This is a genomic window from Acinetobacter sp. CIP 102136 (genome assembly GCF_000369685.1).
Classification (GTDB): Bacteria; Pseudomonadota; Gammaproteobacteria; order Pseudomonadales; family Moraxellaceae; genus Acinetobacter; species Acinetobacter fasciculus.
In genome coordinates, this window is sequence record NZ_KB850140.1 from 526,970 (window position 1) to 545,320 (window position 18,351).

Annotated in this window: 13 protein-coding genes, 2 tRNA genes and 3 rRNA genes; 14 read left to right on the forward strand and 4 right to left on the reverse strand. The window is 45.2% G+C overall.

What is annotated here, in order from left to right; translation table 11 throughout:
• Both F893_RS02800 and miaB read right to left on the reverse strand, forming a co-directional pair.
• On the reverse strand, positions 1 to 1,077 hold the full coding sequence (locus F893_RS02800; RefSeq protein WP_004732214.1) for a PhoH family protein: 1,077 nt from the start codon (positions 1,075 to 1,077) through the stop codon (positions 1 to 3).
• Between the two features lie 37 nt (positions 1,078 to 1,114).
• A complete protein-coding gene (miaB, locus tag F893_RS02805; RefSeq protein WP_005249941.1) occupies positions 1,115 to 2,572 on the reverse strand; it encodes a tRNA (N6-isopentenyl adenosine(37)-C2)-methylthiotransferase MiaB in 1,458 nt (485 codons plus the stop codon).
• A 334-nt stretch (positions 2,573 to 2,906) separates the two neighbouring features.
• Between miaB and F893_RS02810 the strand changes: the two genes are divergently transcribed.
• The 6 genes from F893_RS02810 to F893_RS02835 all read left to right on the forward strand — a co-directional run bounded on the left by F893_RS02810 (position 2,907) and on the right by F893_RS02835 (position 8,144).
• On the forward strand, positions 2,907 to 4,841 hold the full coding sequence (locus F893_RS02810; RefSeq protein WP_171066767.1) for a lytic transglycosylase domain-containing protein: 1,935 nt from the start codon (positions 2,907 to 2,909) through the stop codon (positions 4,839 to 4,841).
• A gap of 32 nt (positions 4,842 to 4,873) precedes the next feature.
• A complete protein-coding gene (locus F893_RS02815) occupies positions 4,874 to 5,512 on the forward strand; it encodes a ribonuclease T2 family protein (RefSeq protein ID WP_005249945.1) in 639 nt (212 codons plus the stop codon).
• Positions 5,513 to 5,679: 167 nt separating this feature from the next.
• A complete protein-coding gene (locus F893_RS02820; RefSeq protein WP_004645103.1) occupies positions 5,680 to 6,666 on the forward strand; it encodes a malate dehydrogenase in 987 nt (328 codons plus the stop codon).
• A 520-nt stretch (positions 6,667 to 7,186) separates the two neighbouring features.
• Positions 7,187 to 7,465 carry a DUF2789 family protein gene (locus F893_RS02825; protein WP_005249947.1) on the forward strand — a complete coding sequence of 93 codons (279 nt, stop codon included), beginning with the start codon at positions 7,187 to 7,189 and terminating at the stop codon, positions 7,463 to 7,465.
• Positions 7,466 to 7,516: 51 nt separating this feature from the next.
• Entirely contained in the window at positions 7,517 to 7,771 is a 255-nt protein-coding gene (locus F893_RS02830; protein WP_004281427.1) for a DUF2789 family protein, read from the forward strand.
• 115 nt (positions 7,772 to 7,886) lie between these two features.
• Positions 7,887 to 8,144, forward strand: a complete 258-nt coding sequence (locus tag F893_RS02835; RefSeq protein ID WP_005249949.1) for a DUF2789 family protein — start codon at positions 7,887 to 7,889, stop codon at positions 8,142 to 8,144.
• 89 nt (positions 8,145 to 8,233) lie between these two features.
• On the opposite strand, the gene F893_RS02840 is transcribed toward F893_RS02835, so the two are convergent.
• The gene (locus F893_RS02840) at positions 8,234 to 8,761 is read right to left on the reverse strand and encodes a hypothetical protein (protein ID WP_005108638.1); all 528 of its coding nucleotides are present in this window, start codon (positions 8,759 to 8,761) and stop codon (positions 8,234 to 8,236) included.
• 70 nt (positions 8,762 to 8,831) lie between these two features.
• Positions 8,832 to 9,434, reverse strand: coding sequence for a 2OG-Fe(II) oxygenase (locus F893_RS02845; RefSeq protein WP_005249951.1), 603 nt, complete (start codon positions 9,432 to 9,434; stop codon positions 8,832 to 8,834).
• A gap of 117 nt (positions 9,435 to 9,551) precedes the next feature.
• Here F893_RS02845 and F893_RS02850 point away from each other — a divergent pair, with 117 nt between their 5' ends.
• The 8 genes from F893_RS02850 to rrf all read left to right on the forward strand — a co-directional run bounded on the left by F893_RS02850 (position 9,552) and on the right by rrf (position 18,338).
• Entirely contained in the window at positions 9,552 to 10,409 is an 858-nt protein-coding gene (locus tag F893_RS02850) for a 23S rRNA (adenine(2030)-N(6))-methyltransferase RlmJ (protein WP_004281423.1), read from the forward strand.
• A gap of 38 nt (positions 10,410 to 10,447) precedes the next feature.
• Positions 10,448 to 11,269 carry a CDP-diacylglycerol--serine O-phosphatidyltransferase gene (pssA, locus tag F893_RS02855; protein WP_005108642.1) on the forward strand — a complete coding sequence of 274 codons (822 nt, stop codon included), beginning with the start codon at positions 10,448 to 10,450 and terminating at the stop codon, positions 11,267 to 11,269.
• Positions 11,270 to 11,287: 18 nt separating this feature from the next.
• Positions 11,288 to 12,364, forward strand: a complete 1,077-nt coding sequence (locus F893_RS02860) for a DUF6670 family protein (protein WP_005249954.1) — start codon at positions 11,288 to 11,290, stop codon at positions 12,362 to 12,364.
• A gap of 441 nt (positions 12,365 to 12,805) precedes the next feature.
• A 16S ribosomal RNA gene (locus F893_RS02865) occupies positions 12,806 to 14,343 on the forward strand.
• 60 nt (positions 14,344 to 14,403) lie between these two features.
• A tRNA-Ile gene (locus F893_RS02870) sits at positions 14,404 to 14,480 on the forward strand.
• 71 nt (positions 14,481 to 14,551) lie between these two features.
• A tRNA-Ala gene (locus F893_RS02875) sits at positions 14,552 to 14,627 on the forward strand.
• 480 nt (positions 14,628 to 15,107) lie between these two features.
• A 23S ribosomal RNA gene (locus F893_RS02880) occupies positions 15,108 to 18,002 on the forward strand.
• A 221-nt stretch (positions 18,003 to 18,223) separates the two neighbouring features.
• A 5S ribosomal RNA gene (gene rrf / locus F893_RS02885) occupies positions 18,224 to 18,338 on the forward strand.
• The 16S, 23S and 5S rRNA genes sit together here with 2 tRNA genes alongside, the layout of an rRNA operon.
• Positions 18,339 to 18,351 lie beyond the last annotated feature (13 nt).

An 18,351-nucleotide genomic window follows, 5' to 3' on the forward strand; every position in this document is an offset into this window, starting at 1 on the left:
TTAATGCTGTGCGTCGGCCGCAGCATCATTTTCAGCGATCAAGGCATCTTGACGTGCTTTTCGTTCGGCACGTGCTTCAGCACTTAAACGCTGCTGTTCACTGTCCCAGCCTTCATAGGCTTCAACAATTTTCTGTACCAGTTGATGACGTACCACATCACGCGAATGGAAACGGGTGATATGAATTTCAGGAATTTTATCAATCACACGCAAGGCATGTGACAGACCGGATTGCTGACCACGCGGTAAATCTACCTGAGTTACGTCGCCGGTAATCACGGCACGTGAACCAAAACCTAGGCGGGTCAGGAACATCTTCATCTGTTCTGGGGTGGTATTCTGCGCTTCATCCAGAATCACGAAAGAATGATTCAAGGTACGGCCACGCATATAAGCAAGCGGAGCCACTTCAATCACCTGACGTTCGATCAGCTTGGCCACTTTTTCAAAGCCAAGCATTTCATACAGCGCGTCATACAAGGGACGTAAATAAGGATCGATTTTCTGGGTTAAATCTCCCGGCAGGAAACCGAGTTTTTCACCGGCTTCAACCGCAGGACGAACCAGCAGAATGCGCTGGATTTCATTGCGCTCCAGCATATCCACTGCAGCTGCAACGGCAAGATAGGTTTTACCTGTACCGGCAGGGCCAATACCAAAAGAAATATCACTTTGCAGAATGCGCTGTACATAGCGTTTCTGGTTGGCACCACGCGGGTTGATCCGGCCTTTACGGGTTTGCAGCCAGACATTGTCCAGCCCCGTATGTTCCTGATCATCCAGATCTTGCTGAAGTTCACGGTCAGTCTGGCTGCCCTGAATCATCAGATGTAAAGTATCTGCACTAATCTGCTGACTATGTTCAGATTCTTCATGAAGACGTTGCAAGAGCATTTCGGCTCTCTCAACGGCATCGATTCCACCATCAATAATAAAACTTTCTCCACGATGGGAGATTTTGACGTCTAAACGTTGTTCAATTTGCTTCAAATGGCCGTTATAGGCACCTAACATGGCTTGTATACGGTCCATCGAAATTCCAGGAAAAGCTACTGTACGTCGAATCGCTGCAGTCAAGAGTGTTCCTTATGAAGTGTGCGTTATATGCTCTACATTACGCCACGTCAGGCTCAAGATTCAAGAGCTCACCATAAACTAAATTCAAAGTTTTAATTTCGGTAATTTCAATCTCGGCAAAGCGGCCTACCCAGGCAGGGTCACCAATAAAGTTAACATAACGGGTATTGTCCGCCGTACCGACCAGAATATTCGGATCTTTATCAGAAACTTTTTCGATCAGTACACGCTGGATGGTCCCGAGCATGGCATCCGTCTTGTCAATGCTTGAACGCTTAATCCATTGCTGAACTTTGGCCAGACGTTCTTTTTTGATATCTTCAGAGATCGTATCTTCCAGTTCTGCCGCAGGCGTACCCGGACGTTTTGAATAGATGAAACTATAAGAATGGTCGAAATCCAGATCCTGAATAAACTGATAAGTCTCTTCAAAGTTTTCATCTGTTTCACCCGGGAAGCCAATGATAAAATCTGAAGATAGGTGCATGTCAGGGCGAACTGCACGTAACTTTTTAATCTTTTCGATATAGACATCAATGGTGTGGTTACGCTTCATCGCTTGTAACACATCATTGGAACCGCTTTGTACCGGCAGATGCAGATGTGAAACCATTTGTGGCAGGTCACGATAGCACTGGATCAGGTCATCATTAAATTCCAGGGGATGCGAGGTGGTATAGCGAATACGGCCAATACCCGGAATGTCTGCAACCAAACGCAGCAAATCGGCAAAAGTACAGATATTGCCTTCGAAGGTTTCACCCCGGTAGCCATTTACGTTCTGACCCAACAGCGAAATTTCACGCACGCCTTTTTCTGCCAGACCTGCAATTTCAGCCAGGACATCATCTAGTGGACGAGAAACTTCTTCACCACGCGTATACGGCACCACGCAGAAAGAACAGTATTTGGAACAGCCTTCCATGATCGAGACAAAAGCTTTATAGCCTTCAACACGCGGTTCTGGCAGAAAGTCGAATTTCTCGATATCGGGGAAGGAAATATCCACCAGTTTGATTTTTTCTTTTTTCGGCTTTTCGATCTGCTCAAAATGCTGATCCAGCATTTGCGGCAAACGGTGCAGGGTTTGTGGACCAAAAATCATATCGACATAATTGGCACGTTTCTGGATGTTGTCGCCTTCCTGAGAAGCCACACAACCACCAACACCAATAATCAGGTCAGGATTTTTATCTTTAAGCTTGCGCCAGCGACCCAGCTCGGAGAATACTTTCTCTTGGGCTTTTTCACGGATCGAGCAGGTATTCATCAGCAGAATATCGGCATCTTTAGGATCGGTGGTCAGCACATAGCCATGAGAATCGCCTAACAGGTCTGCCATACGGTGACTGTCGTACTCATTCATCTGACACCCTTGCGTTTCGATGTACAGTTTTTTGACTGAAGCATCGCTGGCTGGGGTGTGCGCTGGCTGGGTAACAGTGTTTTCTGAGGCAGCTGGGGCACCATTCGGAATGAAGGTTTGAACCGTCATGTAGGCTCCTACAAGGTAATACGTTGAAAGAGTGAACGAACAGCCTGATTGATACATCAAACAGGTGAATAAAAATTCAATTCACGGACTGAAATCTTGGAAAGGCGCATATTTTAGCAGGAAAGTCGCTTAAACTTATAGTTCAAATTAACTGTGGAAAAATATTGATTTATGGGCAAAAATTGTCTGTAGATTAATATTGCTTAATCATAAGGTTACATAACTGAACAATAGAGTTGGTTATAATCTTCAAACTAGCTCTTATGATATGCAACATGGGCAAAGCACAAAACCGATGATAGAAGGCAAAGGGATGTTGAAACACACTAAAATTATGTATAAATACTATAAATTAATTACGTTAAGTGTGGCGTGTATCTGTTCAGCAAGTACATATGCAGCTGAAGAGCAATTTAACGATGCCTTACGTGCGGCCAATGCAGGTAATACTGAATTATTACAACAATATCGCCTGTCCATGCAGAATGATGCTTTAGGCTATTATCCGGAATACTGGATTTTAAACCAGAATCTTGCCTTGCAACCTGCCAGCCAAATTGTCAGTTTTGCTCAGCGCTACCCGCAATCTGCGATGGCTGAAAAGCTGGCAGCGGACTATGTCGAAGAAAAAGTCAAAATGGCAGATTTCACCACGGCTCAACCGGTATTGCCTTATGTGACCAATGCTGATCCAGCTGAAGCCTGTGCCGTAGCACAAGTTCGTGCCAAAGCCGGTGATGAGCTGGTTTATGCCGAGTTTAAAGAGGTCTGGCTAACCACCAATAGCCAACCGGATTCTTGTACTGGACTTGGTCGAATGATGCTTTCTAGCCCTTTAATGACGGCAGAAGACCGCCAACAGCGACTTTGGGTACAATTGCGTGCCGGTCAGTCAGGTCAGGCTATTGCGACAGCGCAAGGCATTGGTCTAAATCTGTCTCTGGCACAACTGAATTCGATTCAGGCCAATCCCACTAATTATTTGTGGTCTGCGCCTAAAAGTACTGCGGCAGAGCATGCCTATCTGATTTATGCGCTGGGACGTCTGGCCGATAGCGATTTGGACTCAGCTTTGTCTATCGTCAAGCGGACCGCGGAAGGTACACCAGTACAGGTACAACGCGCCTTATATCGTGCTGTCGGTTATATCGGTGGTACCACAGTCATGAAAAACAACTTCAACCGGGAAGTGTTAAATGCGCTAGATGCCAGCTATGGTCTGCCATTTAGCCCGGAAGAAGCCGAGATTTATGCGCGTCAGGCGATTCGTTTTAGTGCCTGGGAAAGCCTGATTCGTGCGATTGACAGCATGAGCGTCAACCAGAAGCAGGAAGATCGCTGGCAATATTGGCTGGCTCGTGCTAGTGAACAACGTGCTGACCGTGCTTCCAAGCAGGCAGCAGAAAGTATTTATCGTAAGCTGGCGACCGGAGATGACTATCACAATCTTTTGGCACGCGACAAGCTGGGGCAGGTGACCGCGAGTACACCAACCCCGGCACAGCCATCCAATCAGGCTATGCAGCGCTTGAATCAGGATATTCATTTCCGCCGTGCTTTCACTTTACGTAATATCAGCGCCCCAGAGAACTACATTAACCGTGAATGGAACTGGGCAGTACGTCAGGCTTATCTAAAGAAAGATGATGACCTGTTGCTGGCTGCGGCAAAGCGTGCCATGGACATGGGTTGGCATGATCGGGCCATTTATGCTGCCGACCGTACCGCGAACAAACATAACTACAATTATCGTTTTCCAATGCCACATCAGAATTACGTGGTCAGCCATAGTCGCAATGCGGGGATTGATCCGGCCTGGGCCTATGGTTTGATGCGTCAAGAAAGTCGTTTCAATACCGTCGCACGTTCACATGTCGGGGCGGGTGGTCTAATGCAGATTATGCCGGATACGGCCAAGTTGGTGGCGCGTCAAATGGGTGAGGCTTATAATCCGGCAGCACTCACCGATATGAATACCAATATTCGCTACGGAACATTCTATTTATCTACCATTCAGCGTCAGCTCAGCAATAGTCCAGTTCTGGCAACAGCAGGCTATAATGCCGGACCAAACCGTGCCCGTCGCTGGCAGCCAGAATTTCAGGGAATGGCCGCAGATCAATATACTGAAAGTATTCCTTTACTTGAAACCCGAGATTATGTGAAACATGTCATGACCAATGCCACGCATTACGGTATTTTATTAGGACAGGGGGCACAGTCAGTGGGTAAACGCATGCAACTGATACCATTACGAAATACACAATAAAATTAAAATTATTGGGGAATGGTGACTTATTCATGAAAATAATGAAGGATCGTCGAGTCTGGGCTGGATCAGTTACGCTTGTGGTTTTGGCCAGTAGTCCGGCAGCGTTTGCTACGCCGACAGACTATGTCATGGATGTACAAATGGTCCCGGCCCTATGTAGCCTGTACCCTGAATATGCCAAGAAACGAAAATGCCTGGAAGGTTATTCGCTGAATATCTCCGGCTTATATCCTCAGACCACATCACAAAATTGCACGACCAATAGCTCTGCGAAACTGTCACCACTTCAGTCCAAGGTAGTGGCCAGGATCATGCCGGATGACAATACCCGGACAATCTTATGGCGCAATATCGGTGGCTGTGTGCCGATGAATGCCAGTCAATATTTCCGGACGATTATCAATTATGCAGATCGTCTCAAAGTGCCTGCAGAACTGACGGAACAGGAAAATATTACGATTTCTGTCGATACATTGCGGGCCAAATTCCTGAAAATTAATCCGCAATTACCGGGCAATGCCTTGCGATTCAACTGCCAGCAGACTCAGTCAGCTAGCGTGCTTACCTCGATCAAGGTCTGTTATCGCCCCAATGGCAATTACAAATCCTGTCCTGCCAACATTATTAATACATGCCCAAAAACTGTCACAATAAAAGGAACATACTGAGCTTTTTTGCCGATTTAATTTATATTTCCTATCAGACTTTAGGTGAAATCCGTCCTCTTTTATATGCATCTGGCAAAGGATTGGAGTACAATCTTTCGCGTTTACGATTATTAGATTAAATACTAACTATTTAATCGCATTGAATATCCTCAATTGGAGATAATTAGATGAAGCAAGCAGTTCGTGTTGCCGTTACTGGCGCTGCAGGTCAAATTGGTTACAGCCTATTATTCCGTATCGCAAGCGGCGAAATGCTAGGTAAAGATCAACCAGTGATTTTGCAATTGCTCGAAGTTCCTTTTGAGAAAGCTCAACAAGCGCTTAAAGGCGTAATGATGGAGCTTCAAGATTGTGCATTCCCATTACTAGAAGACATGATCGGTACTGATGATCCTAAAGTTGCATTTAAAGATGCTGACTATGCGTTATTAGTTGGTTCACGTCCACGTGGTCCAGGTATGGAACGTGCTGACCTGCTTAAAGTGAACGGTGAAATCTTCATCGGTCAAGGTCAAGCATTGAACGAAGTTGCAAGCCGTGACGTTAAAGTTCTAGTTGTTGGTAACCCTGCAAACACGAATGCTTACATCGCAATGAAATCTGCTCCAGATCTTCCAGCGAAAAACTTCACTGCAATGTTACGTCTTGACCACAACCGTGCTGCATCTCAAATTGCTGCTAAAACTGGTAAAGCGGTTAAAGACATCAAAAATCTTACAGTTTGGGGTAACCACTCTCCAACCATGTATGCCGACTACCGTTTTGCAACAATTAACGGCGAAAGCGTTAAAGACATGATCAACGACCAAGAATGGAATGCAAATACATTCCTTCCGACTGTTGGTAAACGTGGTGCTGCGATTATCGAAGCACGTGGTTTGTCTTCTGCTGCTTCTGCTGCTAACGCTGCAATCGACCATATGCGCGATTGGGCTCTTGGTACAAATGGCGAATGGGTAACTATGGGTATTCCTTCTGACGGTTCTTACGGTATTCCTGAAGGCGTAATGTTCGGTTTCCCTGTAACGACTGAAAACGGTGAATACAAAATCGTTCAAGGTCTAGAAATCGACGAATTCAGTCAAGAGCGTATCAACTTCACGTTGAACGAACTTGAAGAAGAGCGCGCAGCAATTGCTGATATGCTTAAATAATTTGATCTTTTTAGATTAAGTTGAAGAAAAGCACTCCATTTGGGGTAATGCCAGTCAGTTAAGAAATTGACTGGCATTTTCTTTTTTAAATTCAGGATTATATTTAATAGGTGGGAAAGTCATCCGCAACTGTTCGAGGCAGGACTACATTAAAAAATGATTGTTTCTGCGACAAATTTACTAATGGATGCTGGCTGACGAGTTTTGTGGGGAGGACTATTGCTCTGCAAGATGCCTTCCTGGCGAAGCTCCGCTTATCATTTGAGCGAAACCAAAATAACAAATGATATTGCAAATATTTGATTTAAAAAGTTAAAAATTTCTCGTGAACGACTGAAAAGTTAAAGAAACTATTTCTAAATTCCTTAACTGATCAGCATTACTCCATTTGGGGTGCTTTTTTTATGTCACTCACTTTAATCAACAAAAAATAACAAGCTGTGAAGGAGAGACAACTGAGTTTTCGCTATGAGCCCTCTAAGGTAGAAACAAGATTATAGATAAAAAGATGGAGGTTCAGATGTTAGGGCAACGCGCTACCTTCGAACTTTTCTTTGAACAATTGGGTCTGGATTCGAGTCCGGAAGCCATTGATGAGTTTATTAGTACGCATCAAATTGGTATGGATGTGCCACTGCATAAAGCTCCTTTTTGGAGTAAATCACAGCATGACTTTCTGATCAGTCACTGGAAGAAAGATGATGACTGGGCCATTTTTGTCGATGTGTTAAATGAACAATTACATATTGAGGCAGAGGGTTCAGGTTCCTGTGACATACCCAGCCATAAATCAACCTAAGAATTCGAATCTCAACACGCTCATAATTTAACGCTACGATGGAGTCTATTTATGCTTACGGAACAACAGTTAACTTTAGAATTATTATTTGAACAATTGGGTTTGCCTTCTGATGAAGCCTCAATTACTCAGTTTACCGATACCCATCAATTACCATCTGAAGTCGCATTGCCAGATGCCGAATTCTGGAGTGAGGGGCAAAGTGCCTTCTTGCGTGAACACTGGCACCAAGATGATGAATGGATTGTCATTATTGACAAGTTAAATCAGCTTTTACATGTGGAAAGTGACAAGCAGAGCACTTAAATGCATTCGTACAAAATGAAACAACAAACCTAGTCAAATGACTAGGTTTTCTTTGTCTTATCTTATAAGTTAGATCTATAAATAATTGCAATTTATCTGATATAAGGAGGGCGCGATGCTCGCAAAGAACCAACCATGCTTAGAGCTCTTGTTTTCTCAGCTCGGTCTCGCCAATAGTCCTGCGGCTATTGAATTGTATGTACGCACTCATCAACTGCCAGCAGGGCTGTCCTTGCACGATGCGCCGTTCTGGAATAAAGCTCAGCGCTCTTTATTGATCAGCCATCTGGTACAAGATGATGACTGGGCAATTTGGGTTGATGAACTGAATCAGCAACTGCACATGGACGCTTATAGACGTCAGCCTGCCTGATCATTTTTCCTGTGTTCTTCTGGTATTTAGAGTAAGACGATATAACTTGCATTAAAAAACGCCTCATCTGAGGCGTTTTATTCTTTGGCTTAATGCATTTTGCTTTTTAATATTTTGTTAAACCATTCGTGCTGACGATAATCATTAAATGCATGATGCTGCTGTAATAATTCCAGCTCAAATTCGGCAGTGTTGGTGTACTTACCTAACCAGTGGCGAGTCAGGGCTGGCTCATTTTTACTGGCACTGGCATAGGCCAGGAAGAAATAAATATCACCATGCTCATAACTGGCCATTGGCTTTAAAATTTGCTGGGTAATCAGGGCAAAATGGTGCTCTTTAGTCAATTCAAAGAACATCATATAGGCCTTGGCTAGATGCAAAGATAGGTTGATATACATGCGCAGCGGCATTTCTTCAAATTCTACCCGGCCTTGTTCCAGCAACACTACGGCTTCTTGCAGGAAATGTCGCTGTTCCTGACGCAGTTCACTTAAAGTCACCAGCTGTAAACGAAGATCAGCGCGTTCAAGCGTTAATTCCGGCGTATTGCCTTTTAAATACAATTGGTCAGTTTCACCCAGACGTTGAATAATCTGTTTGGTCGTTAATCGCATCAACGCAATCCTCATTTCTCAATAATGGCTATATGAGGTTAAAAATTAAAATTTAAAGCGGCAGCGTGTCTTAGAGTAGTGAGGTATCACTTCTTAGCCAGGCGGTAATGGATAGGCGTTGCTGTTTAGAGATTAAAACTTCATGTAATAAATCGCTCTGGAACAGCGCCATTCGGTTCGGTTTTGGCTGGATAATATGCCACTGGCCATGTTTGTCCTGCAGGCGTAGTTCACCGCCCCAGTCCGTCTGCCATTGTCCATGTAAATAATACACACTGGAAATCATCCGGCCATTTTTATCTTGAGGATTGTCGCGGTGCAGGGTATAGAACTCACCCGCGTGATAGCAAGCGAAATGTGCTTCGACATCTTTGATGCCTAAATAAAACGCGCGGTTTAAAATTTGGGAAAATTGTTGAAGTGTTTGGATGTGTCGGTGGGAAATTTGAAATTCAGGTTGTAACCAAAGAATATGATCACTACGGATGTTGTTAACTACACCATTTTGAATGGCTGCATTACGAAATTCGTTTAAGTGGCTTAAGCATTCTTGGCTCACTGCATGTTGATATTCGCTAGAGTAAGCATCGTCAACAATACTAAAGCCATGTTGATCTAAATCATCTAAGATTTGATCAACATTCCAATCCCCTGGGATGATAACTGCTTCCATTTTTTCAATTCTCGATAGTGTGGTAAAAAAAGGTCCGCTATTTTAGTTCAATAATCGTTTCTGAACGAAATAGTTTTTCATGTTAAAATAGCAATTGATCTTAGGAATAATTGAAACATGAATTACCGTCACTCTTACCACGCAGGCAACTTTGCCGATGTCATGAAGCACGTTTTATTGCTTCAGTTGTTGACTCGACTGAATGCAAAAGACAAACCTTATCGCTATGTAGATACACATGGTGGTGCAGGTAAATATGATTTGTCGACTGCCGAAGCGCAAAAATCAGGTGAGTTTTTAAACGGTATTCATCGTCTTATTAAGCTGGATGATTCGATCAAGCGTAATGCACCTGAAGGCGTACAACAATACTTGAAAATTGTTGAAAACATGCGTGAAAACTTTGGTAAGGGTGCTTATCCGGGTTCGCCGTGGTTTGCGCTAGAAGGCATGCGTGAAATTGATAAAGCGACCATTTTTGAAATGCAGCGTGATGTATTCCAGCAACTTCGTCATAATATTTTTGACAAGCGTGCCGGTTTGCATGAGCGTGATGCATACGAAGGTCTGTTGGCAGTCATTCCGCCAAAAGAAAAACGTGGTCTGGTGATGATCGATCCGCCATATGAACTGGAACGTAAAGATTTCCCGCAGTTGGTCGAACTGCTGGTTGCTGCGTATAAGAAATGGCCGACAGGTGTATTCGCGGTTTGGTATCCAATTAAAGACCGTGCCATGATCGAACGCTTCGAGAAGAAAATGTTTAAGACCGGTATCCGCCGTCAACTGGTGTGTGAAGTCTGTGTATGGCCGGATGATACCCCAGTAGGCCTGAACGGTTGTGGTTTGCTGGTGATTAACCCACCTTGGAAATTCTCTGAAGATGCTGATGAAGCACTACAGTGGTTATTCCCGCATCTTCGCATGAGTGAAAACGGTGGTCACGCTGCAGTTCGTTGGTTAGTGGGCGAATAATTTTTTCAAAGATCAGGTCATAGCTAGGATCGACAAGAATGACAAATATAAGCAAACCGGAACGTGACTCTTCAACTGAAGTGCCTTTCGATGGCATCACCTTTGAGGTAGAAGAAGAGGAGCATACCCAGGAAGGGCAAAAAGTTAAGCGTCGAGGCATCTATCTATGGCCGAACCTGATTACAACGGCAGCGTTGTTGTCAGGTTTCTACTCGATTATTGCCAGTATGAATGGTGATTTTCAGCAAGCTATTTATGCGATTTTTATTGCGGCATTACTGGATGGACTGGATGGACGTGTGGCACGTGCTATTGGTGCACAAAGTCCGTTCGGTGAACAATTTGACTCGCTTTCTGACATGCTGGCTTTTGGCGTAGCTCCCGCTATTTTGATGTATAGCTGGGGCTTGAGTGATTTGGGCCGTATTGGTCTGGCGGCTTGTTTTGTTTATACCGCATGTGCTGCGTTCCGTCTGGCACGCTTCAATGTACAGATTGGTGTGGTCGATAAACGTTATTTTATTGGTGTCGCAAGTCCTCTGGCTGCCATCATGATTGTGTCACTGGTCTGGGTCGGTCTGGATTTTCCAGAAATCTTTGATATTCGTGAACCTTCTCTTCAGGTCATTAATGCAGTGGTCATCATTGCGGTGGGCTTGTTGATGATTTCCAATATCAAATACTATTCATTTAAAACTGTAGAACGTAAACGGGTTCCATTTTTTGTCCTACCAATTGCCGTATTCGTCTTTGCAGCGATGACTTATAATATTCCTGTCGGCATTCTGGTCATTTCTATTCTCTATGCCTTGTCTGGTTTTGTAACCACCTTTATGGCAAAAAGATCGAGTACATTATAAAAAGATAAGGAGTCTGTGATGCGGTTTCTTCAAGATTTTTTAGATCGTTCGAAACAGCTGAATCAGACTCCTACTGTTTCGCGCCATCCCGCCTATCATGGCCCCACCTCAAAATATAAAATTATTCATCAGGGTTTGATGATCCCCGGGCTTCCGGCACCCCTCTATTATTTAAACTTTCTGAGTATTATCGGGCAACCCAATGCACCCATGCTGGCAAACCCGAGTGCAATCGAAACCACAGCCTTAGACACCGCTACCGTGATTTGCAGTTCGAGCCCACATATGGTGGGACAATTGCATCACTATTCGGTCAAGCAGGACTGTCATTTTAGATCAGGTCTGTTTCAGTTTCTGGATCGTGAGCAATTGAGCGGAAGTTTTCCAAATTTTCGTTTGCAGCGTTCTGACTCGGAACTCAGTTTTGATTTAAATATTCAAACCACTCAACTGATTTCTCATTTTACCCAAATGCGGTTTTCCTTGGCAGATCACTGGTCTTTGCTATGTCATTGTCAGGGAACGGTGAACTATAAAGCGCAGCAATATACGATCGATGGTCTTGGAAGCTTTGAATACGCGCGGAGTTTTAACTTTCCTTATCTACCTTTGGCCTTCCTGACTTATCAAATTATTAATCTCAGTGAAAACAGGCAACTGTTGTTGGCGCAGATTCGGGATGGTTTTAATCGTATTGTTCAGTCGCGGATATATCTCCGTGATTTAAAAAACATGCGGACCCAAATGTTCGATCGCAAAGTTTATTTTAAAGTTCATCGTGTTTATCCGCGTGTCACGACACCTAATGGGCAGAGTATGTATTTGCCGCGCGAATTTGAATGGTGTTATGAAAATGCAGACGGTACTTGTATCTGGGTACAAGGTCAAAGTCGTGGAGATTTTAAATTTGGCCTGGCAGCGGGCTATGTAGGAAGTTTTAGTTATCAAGTGAAAATAAATGAAGAAACTGAAAATGGGGAAGGGGGTTATTGTGAATATATAGATTGCCGGCCTTTACGCTTTCAGGAACAGAATAAAACTGAAAAAAGATTAAGTCATTTATCCAATTCAGTCCCTTTAATGCTCAAGAAATGAAGAAAATTGCGATTTTTGTAGAATAAATAAACAATCGTGATGATTTTGCTGAATTATTTAAAAATAGGGGTTGTATTGGGTTGGGAATACTGTAGAATGCACATCCATCGGCGGTGATGAAGATTAAAACTTCTGATAAAACAGTGACTTAGTTAAGTTTGATTGAGTTGGGTTTTAGAAAGAAAGTTTAAAAATAGTTTTCATTACTGGTTGACTTTCTAGAGATAGAGAGTAATATAGTCGACCTAGCTTGCTGGTGACGAATTAGCAAGAAGATCATTAAGAGATTATGAAGAACAACTTGTGTGGATTTTTACTGGTTGATTGATCGAAATTATTTTCATTGATTGATGGTAGAAATTACTCGAAGTTTATTTGAGAAATATTTGTCAGAAAATTGATGAGCCAAGATTGGCACCCTTTAAGGTGCTACATAGTATTAAACTGAAGAGTTTGATCATGGCTCAGATTGAACGCTGGCGGCAGGCTTAACACATGCAAGTCGAGCGGGGAAAAGTAGCTTGCTACTTGACCTAGCGGCGGACGGGTGAGTAATGCTTAGGAATCTGCCTATTAGTGGGGGACAACATCTCGAAAGGGATGCTAATACCGCATACGTCCTACGGGAGAAAGCAGGGGACCTTCGGGCCTTGCGCTAATAGATGAGCCTAAGTCGGATTAGCTAGTTGGTGGGGTAAAGGCCTACCAAGGCGACGATCTGTAGCGGGTCTGAGAGGATGATCCGCCACACTGGGACTGAGACACGGCCCAGACTCCTACGGGAGGCAGCAGTGGGGAATATTGGACAATGGGGGGAACCCTGATCCAGCCATGCCGCGTGTGTGAAGAAGGCCTTTTGGTTGTAAAGCACTTTAAGCGAGGAGGAGGCTACCGAGATTAATACTCTTGGATAGTGGACGTTACTCGCAGAATAAGCACCGGCTAACTCTGTGCCAGCAGCCGCGGTAATACAGAGGGTGCAAGCGTTAATCGGATTTACTGGGCGTAAAGCGCGCGTAGGTGGCCAATTAAGTCAAATGTGAAATCCCCGAGCTTAACTTGGGAATTGCATTCGATACTGGTTGGCTAGAGTATGGGAGAGGATGGTAGAATTCCAGGTGTAGCGGTGAAATGCGTAGAGATCTGGAGGAATACCGATGGCGAAGGCAGCCATCTGGCCTAATACTGACACTGAGGTGCGAAAGCATGGGGAGCAAACAGGATTAGATACCCTGGTAGTCCATGCCGTAAACGATGTCTACTAGCCGTTGGGGCCTTTGAGGCTTTAGTGGCGCAGCTAACGCGATAAGTAGACCGCCTGGGGAGTACGGTCGCAAGACTAAAACTCAAATGAATTGACGGGGGCCCGCACAAGCGGTGGAGCATGTGGTTTAATTCGATGCAACGCGAAGAACCTTACCTGGTCTTGACATAGTAAGAACTTTCCAGAGATGGATTGGTGCCTTCGGGAACTTACATACAGGTGCTGCATGGCTGTCGTCAGCTCGTGTCGTGAGATGTTGGGTTAAGTCCCGCAACGAGCGCAACCCTTTTCCTTATTTGCCAGCGGGTTAAGCCGGGAACTTTAAGGATACTGCCAGTGACAAACTGGAGGAAGGCGGGGACGACGTCAAGTCATCATGGCCCTTACGACCAGGGCTACACACGTGCTACAATGGTCGGTACAAAGGGTTGCTACCTCGCGAGAGGATGCTAATCTCAAAAAGCCGATCGTAGTCCGGATCGCAGTCTGCAACTCGACTGCGTGAAGTCGGAATCGCTAGTAATCGCGGATCAGAATGCCGCGGTGAATACGTTCCCGGGCCTTGTACACACCGCCCGTCACACCATGGGAGTTTGTTGCACCAGAAGTAGGTAGTCTAACCTTAGGGGGGACGCTTACCACGGTGTGGCAGATGACTGGGGTGAAGTCGTAACAAGGTAGCCGTAGGGGAACCTGCGGCTGGATCACCTCCTTAACGAAAGATTGACGATTGGTAAGAATCCACAACAAGTTGTTCTTCATACGATGTATCTGAGGGTCTGTAGCTCAGTTGGTTAGAGCACACGCTTGATAAGCGTGGGGTCACAAGTTCAAGTCTTGTCAGACCCACCAAATCTGACTAACGAAGCATGAAAGTGCTGAAGCAAACAGAACAGAACGATACATTGACTTATTGATAAGCTGGGGACTTAGCTTAGTTGGTAGAGCGCCTGCTTTGCACGCAGGAGGTCAGGAGTTCGACTCTCCTAGTCTCCACCAAATTTCAAGATCATAAAAGCACTGCTTTTACTTGAAATTTAAGCAAGAAGCTACGCTTCGCGCAGTATGTAAGCATACAGTGATGAAGTTGTTTAGTTCCTAAGCGATCAAGTGTTTAGATCCTAGAGATTAACAAGTACAAGCGTTATGATACGCGCACTTGATAATCTCTGTGATTTATCACAGTTTCCTGACCTGACGAAGGCTGGAAAAATCATTAACAGAATATATTTGAGTTGAAATAATTTGTTCAAACTCGTTTTTAAGATCAACACTAACAGTGATTTATTACTGTGATGTGAAGATTAAGGAAATGAGTTCTAGCGAAATTAACTGAATCAAGCGTTTTGGTATATGAATCTAATTGAAGCTGTACAGTAGTTAAATCTACGAAACGCCAACTGTATGAGCGTGATGAGAGATCATCACAATCTGTTGCTTATCCCACTTGTAAGGATAAACGACTGTTTGGGGTTGTATAGTCAAGTAATTAAGTGCATGTGGTGGATGCCTTGGCAGTCAGAGGCGATGAAAGACGTGATAGCCTGCGAAAAGCTCCGGGGAGGCGGCAAATATCCTGTGATCCGGAGATGTCTGAATGGGGAAACCCACTTACCATAAGGTAGGTATTGCAACATGAATACATAGTGTTGCAAGGCGAACGAGGGGAAGTGAAACATCTCAGTACCCTTAGGAAAAGAAATCAATTGAGATTCCCTCAGTAGCGGCGAGCGAAAGGGGAAGAGCCCATTAAGTCATATAAGTTCTAGTGGAACGCTCTGGGAAGTGCGACCGTAGACGGTGATAGTCCTGTACACGAAAGGGCTTATATGATGATGTCGAGTAGGGCGAGGCACGTGAAACCTTGTCTGAATATGGGGGGACCATCCTCCAAGGCTAAATACTCCTGACTGACCGATAGTGAACCAGTACCGTGAGGGAAAGGCGAAAAGAACCCCTGTGAGGGGAGTGAAATAGATCCTGAAACCGCATGCATACAAGCAGTGGGAGCCGGCTTAGTCCGGTGACTGCGTACCTTTTGTATAATGGGTCAGCGACTTATATTCAGTAGCAAGGTTAACCGCATAGGGGAGCCGTAGGGAAACCGAGTCTTAATAGGGCGTTTAGTTGCTGGGTATAGACCCGAAACCAGGTGATCTATCCATGAGCAGGTTGAAGGTTGGGTAACACTAACTGGAGGACCGAACCCACTGTCGTTGAAAAGCCAGGGGATGACTTGTGGATAGGGGTGAAAGGCTAATCAAACTTGGTGATAGCTGGTTCTCCCCGAAAGCTATTTAGGTAGCGCCTCGGACGAATACCATTGGGGGTAGAGCACTGTTTCGGCTAGGGGGTCATCCCGACTTACCAAACCGATGCAAACTCCGAATACCAATGAGTACTATCCGGGAGACAGACTGCGGGTGCTAACGTCCGTAGTCAAGAGGAAAACAATCCAGACCGCCAGCTAAGGCCCCAAAATTATAGTTAAGTGGGAAACGATGTGGGAAGGCATAGACAGCTAGGAGGTTGGCTTAGAAGCAGCCACCCTTTAAAGAAAGCGTAATAGCTCACTAGTCGAGTCGGCCTGCGCGGAAGATGTAACGGGGCTAAAACTATATGCCGAAGCTGCGGATGCATAATTTATTATGCGTGGTAGGGGAGCGTTCTGTAAGCCGATGAAGGTGGATTGAGAAGTCTGCTGGAGGTATCAGAAGTGCGAATGCTGACGTGAGTAACGACAATGCGAGTGAAAAACTCGCACGCTGAAAGACCAAGGGTTCCAGTCCAACGTTAATCGGGGCTGGGTGAGTCGACCCCTAAGGCGAGGCCGAGAGGCGTAGTCGATGGGAAATTGGTTAATATTCCAATACTTCTGTGTAATGCGATGAGAGGACGGAGAAGGTTAAGTCAGCCTGGCGTTGGTTGTCCAGGTGGAAGGTTGTAGGCATGTATCTTAGGCAAATCCGGGGTACTCTATGCTGAGAACTGATAGCAAGCTGTACTTGTACAGTGAAGTGGCTGATACCATGCTTCCAGGAAAAGTCTCTAAGCTTCAGTTACACAGGAATCGTACCCGAAACCGACACAGGTGGTCAGGTCGAGTAGACCAAAGCGCTTGAGAGAACTCTGCTGAAGGAACTAGGCAAAATGGTACCGTAACTTCGGGAGAAGGTACGCTGTTGTCTGTGATAGGACTTGCTCCTTGAGCGGCCGACAGCCTCAGAAACCAGGCCCCTGCAACTGTTTATTAAAAACATAGCACTCTGCAAACACGAAAGTGGACGTATAGGGTGTGATGCCTGCCCGGTGCTGGAAGGTTAATTGATGGGGTTAGCGTAAGCGAAGCTCTTGATCGAAGCCCCAGTAAACGGCGGCCGTAACTATAACGGTCCTAAGGTAGCGAAATTCCTTGTCGGGTAAGTTCCGACCTGCACGAATGGCATAATGATGGGGGCGCTGTCTCCAGCAGAGACTCAGTGAAATCGAATTCGCCGTGAAGATGCGGTGTACCCGCGGCTAGACGGAAAGACCCCGTGAACCTTTACTGCAGCTTGACATTGAACTTTGATCTTACTTGTGTAGGATAGGTGGGAGGCTTTGAAGTCGCGACGCTAGTTGCGATGGAGCCGTCCTTGAAATACCACCCTGGTAATATTGAGGTTCTAACTCTGTCCCGTTATCCGGGACGAGGACCATGTCTGGTGGGTAGTTTGACTGGGGCGGTCTCCTCCTAAAGAGTAACGGAGGAGTACGAAGGTGCGCTCAGCGTGGTCGGAAATCACGCGTAGAGTATAAAGGCAAAAGCGCGCTTAACTGCGAGACCCACAAGTCGAGCAGGTACGAAAGTAGGTCTTAGTGATCCGGTGGTTCTGTATGGAAGGGCCATCGCTCAACGGATAAAAGGTACTCTGGGGATAACAGGCTGATACCGCCCAAGAGTTCATATCGACGGCGGTGTTTGGCACCTCGATGTCGGCTCATCTCATCCTGGGGCTGAAGCAGGTCCCAAGGGTATGGCTGTTCGCCATTTAAAGAGGTACGCGAGCTGGGTTTAGAACGTCGTGAGACAGTTCGGTCCCTATCTACCGTGGGCGTTGGAAATTTGAGAGGATCTGCTCCTAGTACGAGAGGACCAGAGTGGACGAACCTCTGGTGTACCGGTTGTCACGCCAGTGGCATCGCCGGGTAGCTATGTTCGGAAGGGATAACCGCTGAAAGCATCTAAGCGGGAAGCCTACCTCAAGATAAGATTTCCCCGAGACTTTATGTCTCCTAAAGAGCCGTTGAAGACTACGACGTTGATAGGTTGGATGTGGAAGCATAGTGATATGTGAAGCTGACCAATACTAATTGCTCGTGAGGCTTGACTATACAACACCCAAACAGTTGTTGTACGAACTTCGAAAGAAGTGAGGATCAATTGATTCGATATTAAGCAAAACAGCTTGATTTAGTGAACGCTAAAGAACAAAATACCCAACTCAGATATATCTGTTAATGAACGATGTTCAAAGCACTGCTTTGAACAGAGTGCAAGATTTGAAGAAAGCTAAGGCAACCATAAGACCTCAGTAAGTAATCATACCAGTTGTGCTGGCGACCATAGCAAGAGTGAACCACCTGATCCCTTCCCGAACTCAGAAGTGAAACCTCTTAGCGCTGATGGTAGTGTGGGGTTACCCATGTGAGAGTAAGTCATCGCCAGCTCATTATTCCTAAA

Excerpts from the sequence above, each read along its gene's own strand:
- miaB (WP_005249941.1), bottom strand. The coding sequence starts at position 2,572 with ATGACGGTTCAAACCTTCATTCCGAATGGTGCCCCAGCTGCCTCAGAA.
- F893_RS02810 (WP_171066767.1), top strand. The coding sequence starts at position 2,907 with ATGTATAAATACTATAAATTAATTACGTTAAGTGTGGCGTGTATCTGT.
- F893_RS02815 (WP_005249945.1), top strand. The coding sequence starts at position 4,874 with ATGAAAATAATGAAGGATCGTCGAGTCTGGGCTGGATCAGTTACGCTT.
- F893_RS02820 (WP_004645103.1), top strand. The coding sequence starts at position 5,680 with ATGAAGCAAGCAGTTCGTGTTGCCGTTACTGGCGCTGCAGGTCAAATT.
- F893_RS02825 (WP_005249947.1), top strand. The coding sequence starts at position 7,187 with ATGTTAGGGCAACGCGCTACCTTCGAACTTTTCTTTGAACAATTGGGT.
- F893_RS02830 (WP_004281427.1), top strand. The coding sequence starts at position 7,517 with ATGCTTACGGAACAACAGTTAACTTTAGAATTATTATTTGAACAATTG.
- F893_RS02835 (WP_005249949.1), top strand. The coding sequence starts at position 7,887 with ATGCTCGCAAAGAACCAACCATGCTTAGAGCTCTTGTTTTCTCAGCTC.
- F893_RS02840 (WP_005108638.1), bottom strand. The coding sequence starts at position 8,761 with ATGCGATTAACGACCAAACAGATTATTCAACGTCTGGGTGAAACTGAC.
- F893_RS02845 (WP_005249951.1), bottom strand. The coding sequence starts at position 9,434 with ATGGAAGCAGTTATCATCCCAGGGGATTGGAATGTTGATCAAATCTTA.
- F893_RS02850 (WP_004281423.1), top strand. The coding sequence starts at position 9,552 with ATGAATTACCGTCACTCTTACCACGCAGGCAACTTTGCCGATGTCATG.
- pssA (WP_005108642.1), top strand. The coding sequence starts at position 10,448 with ATGACAAATATAAGCAAACCGGAACGTGACTCTTCAACTGAAGTGCCT.
- F893_RS02860 (WP_005249954.1), top strand. The coding sequence starts at position 11,288 with ATGCGGTTTCTTCAAGATTTTTTAGATCGTTCGAAACAGCTGAATCAG.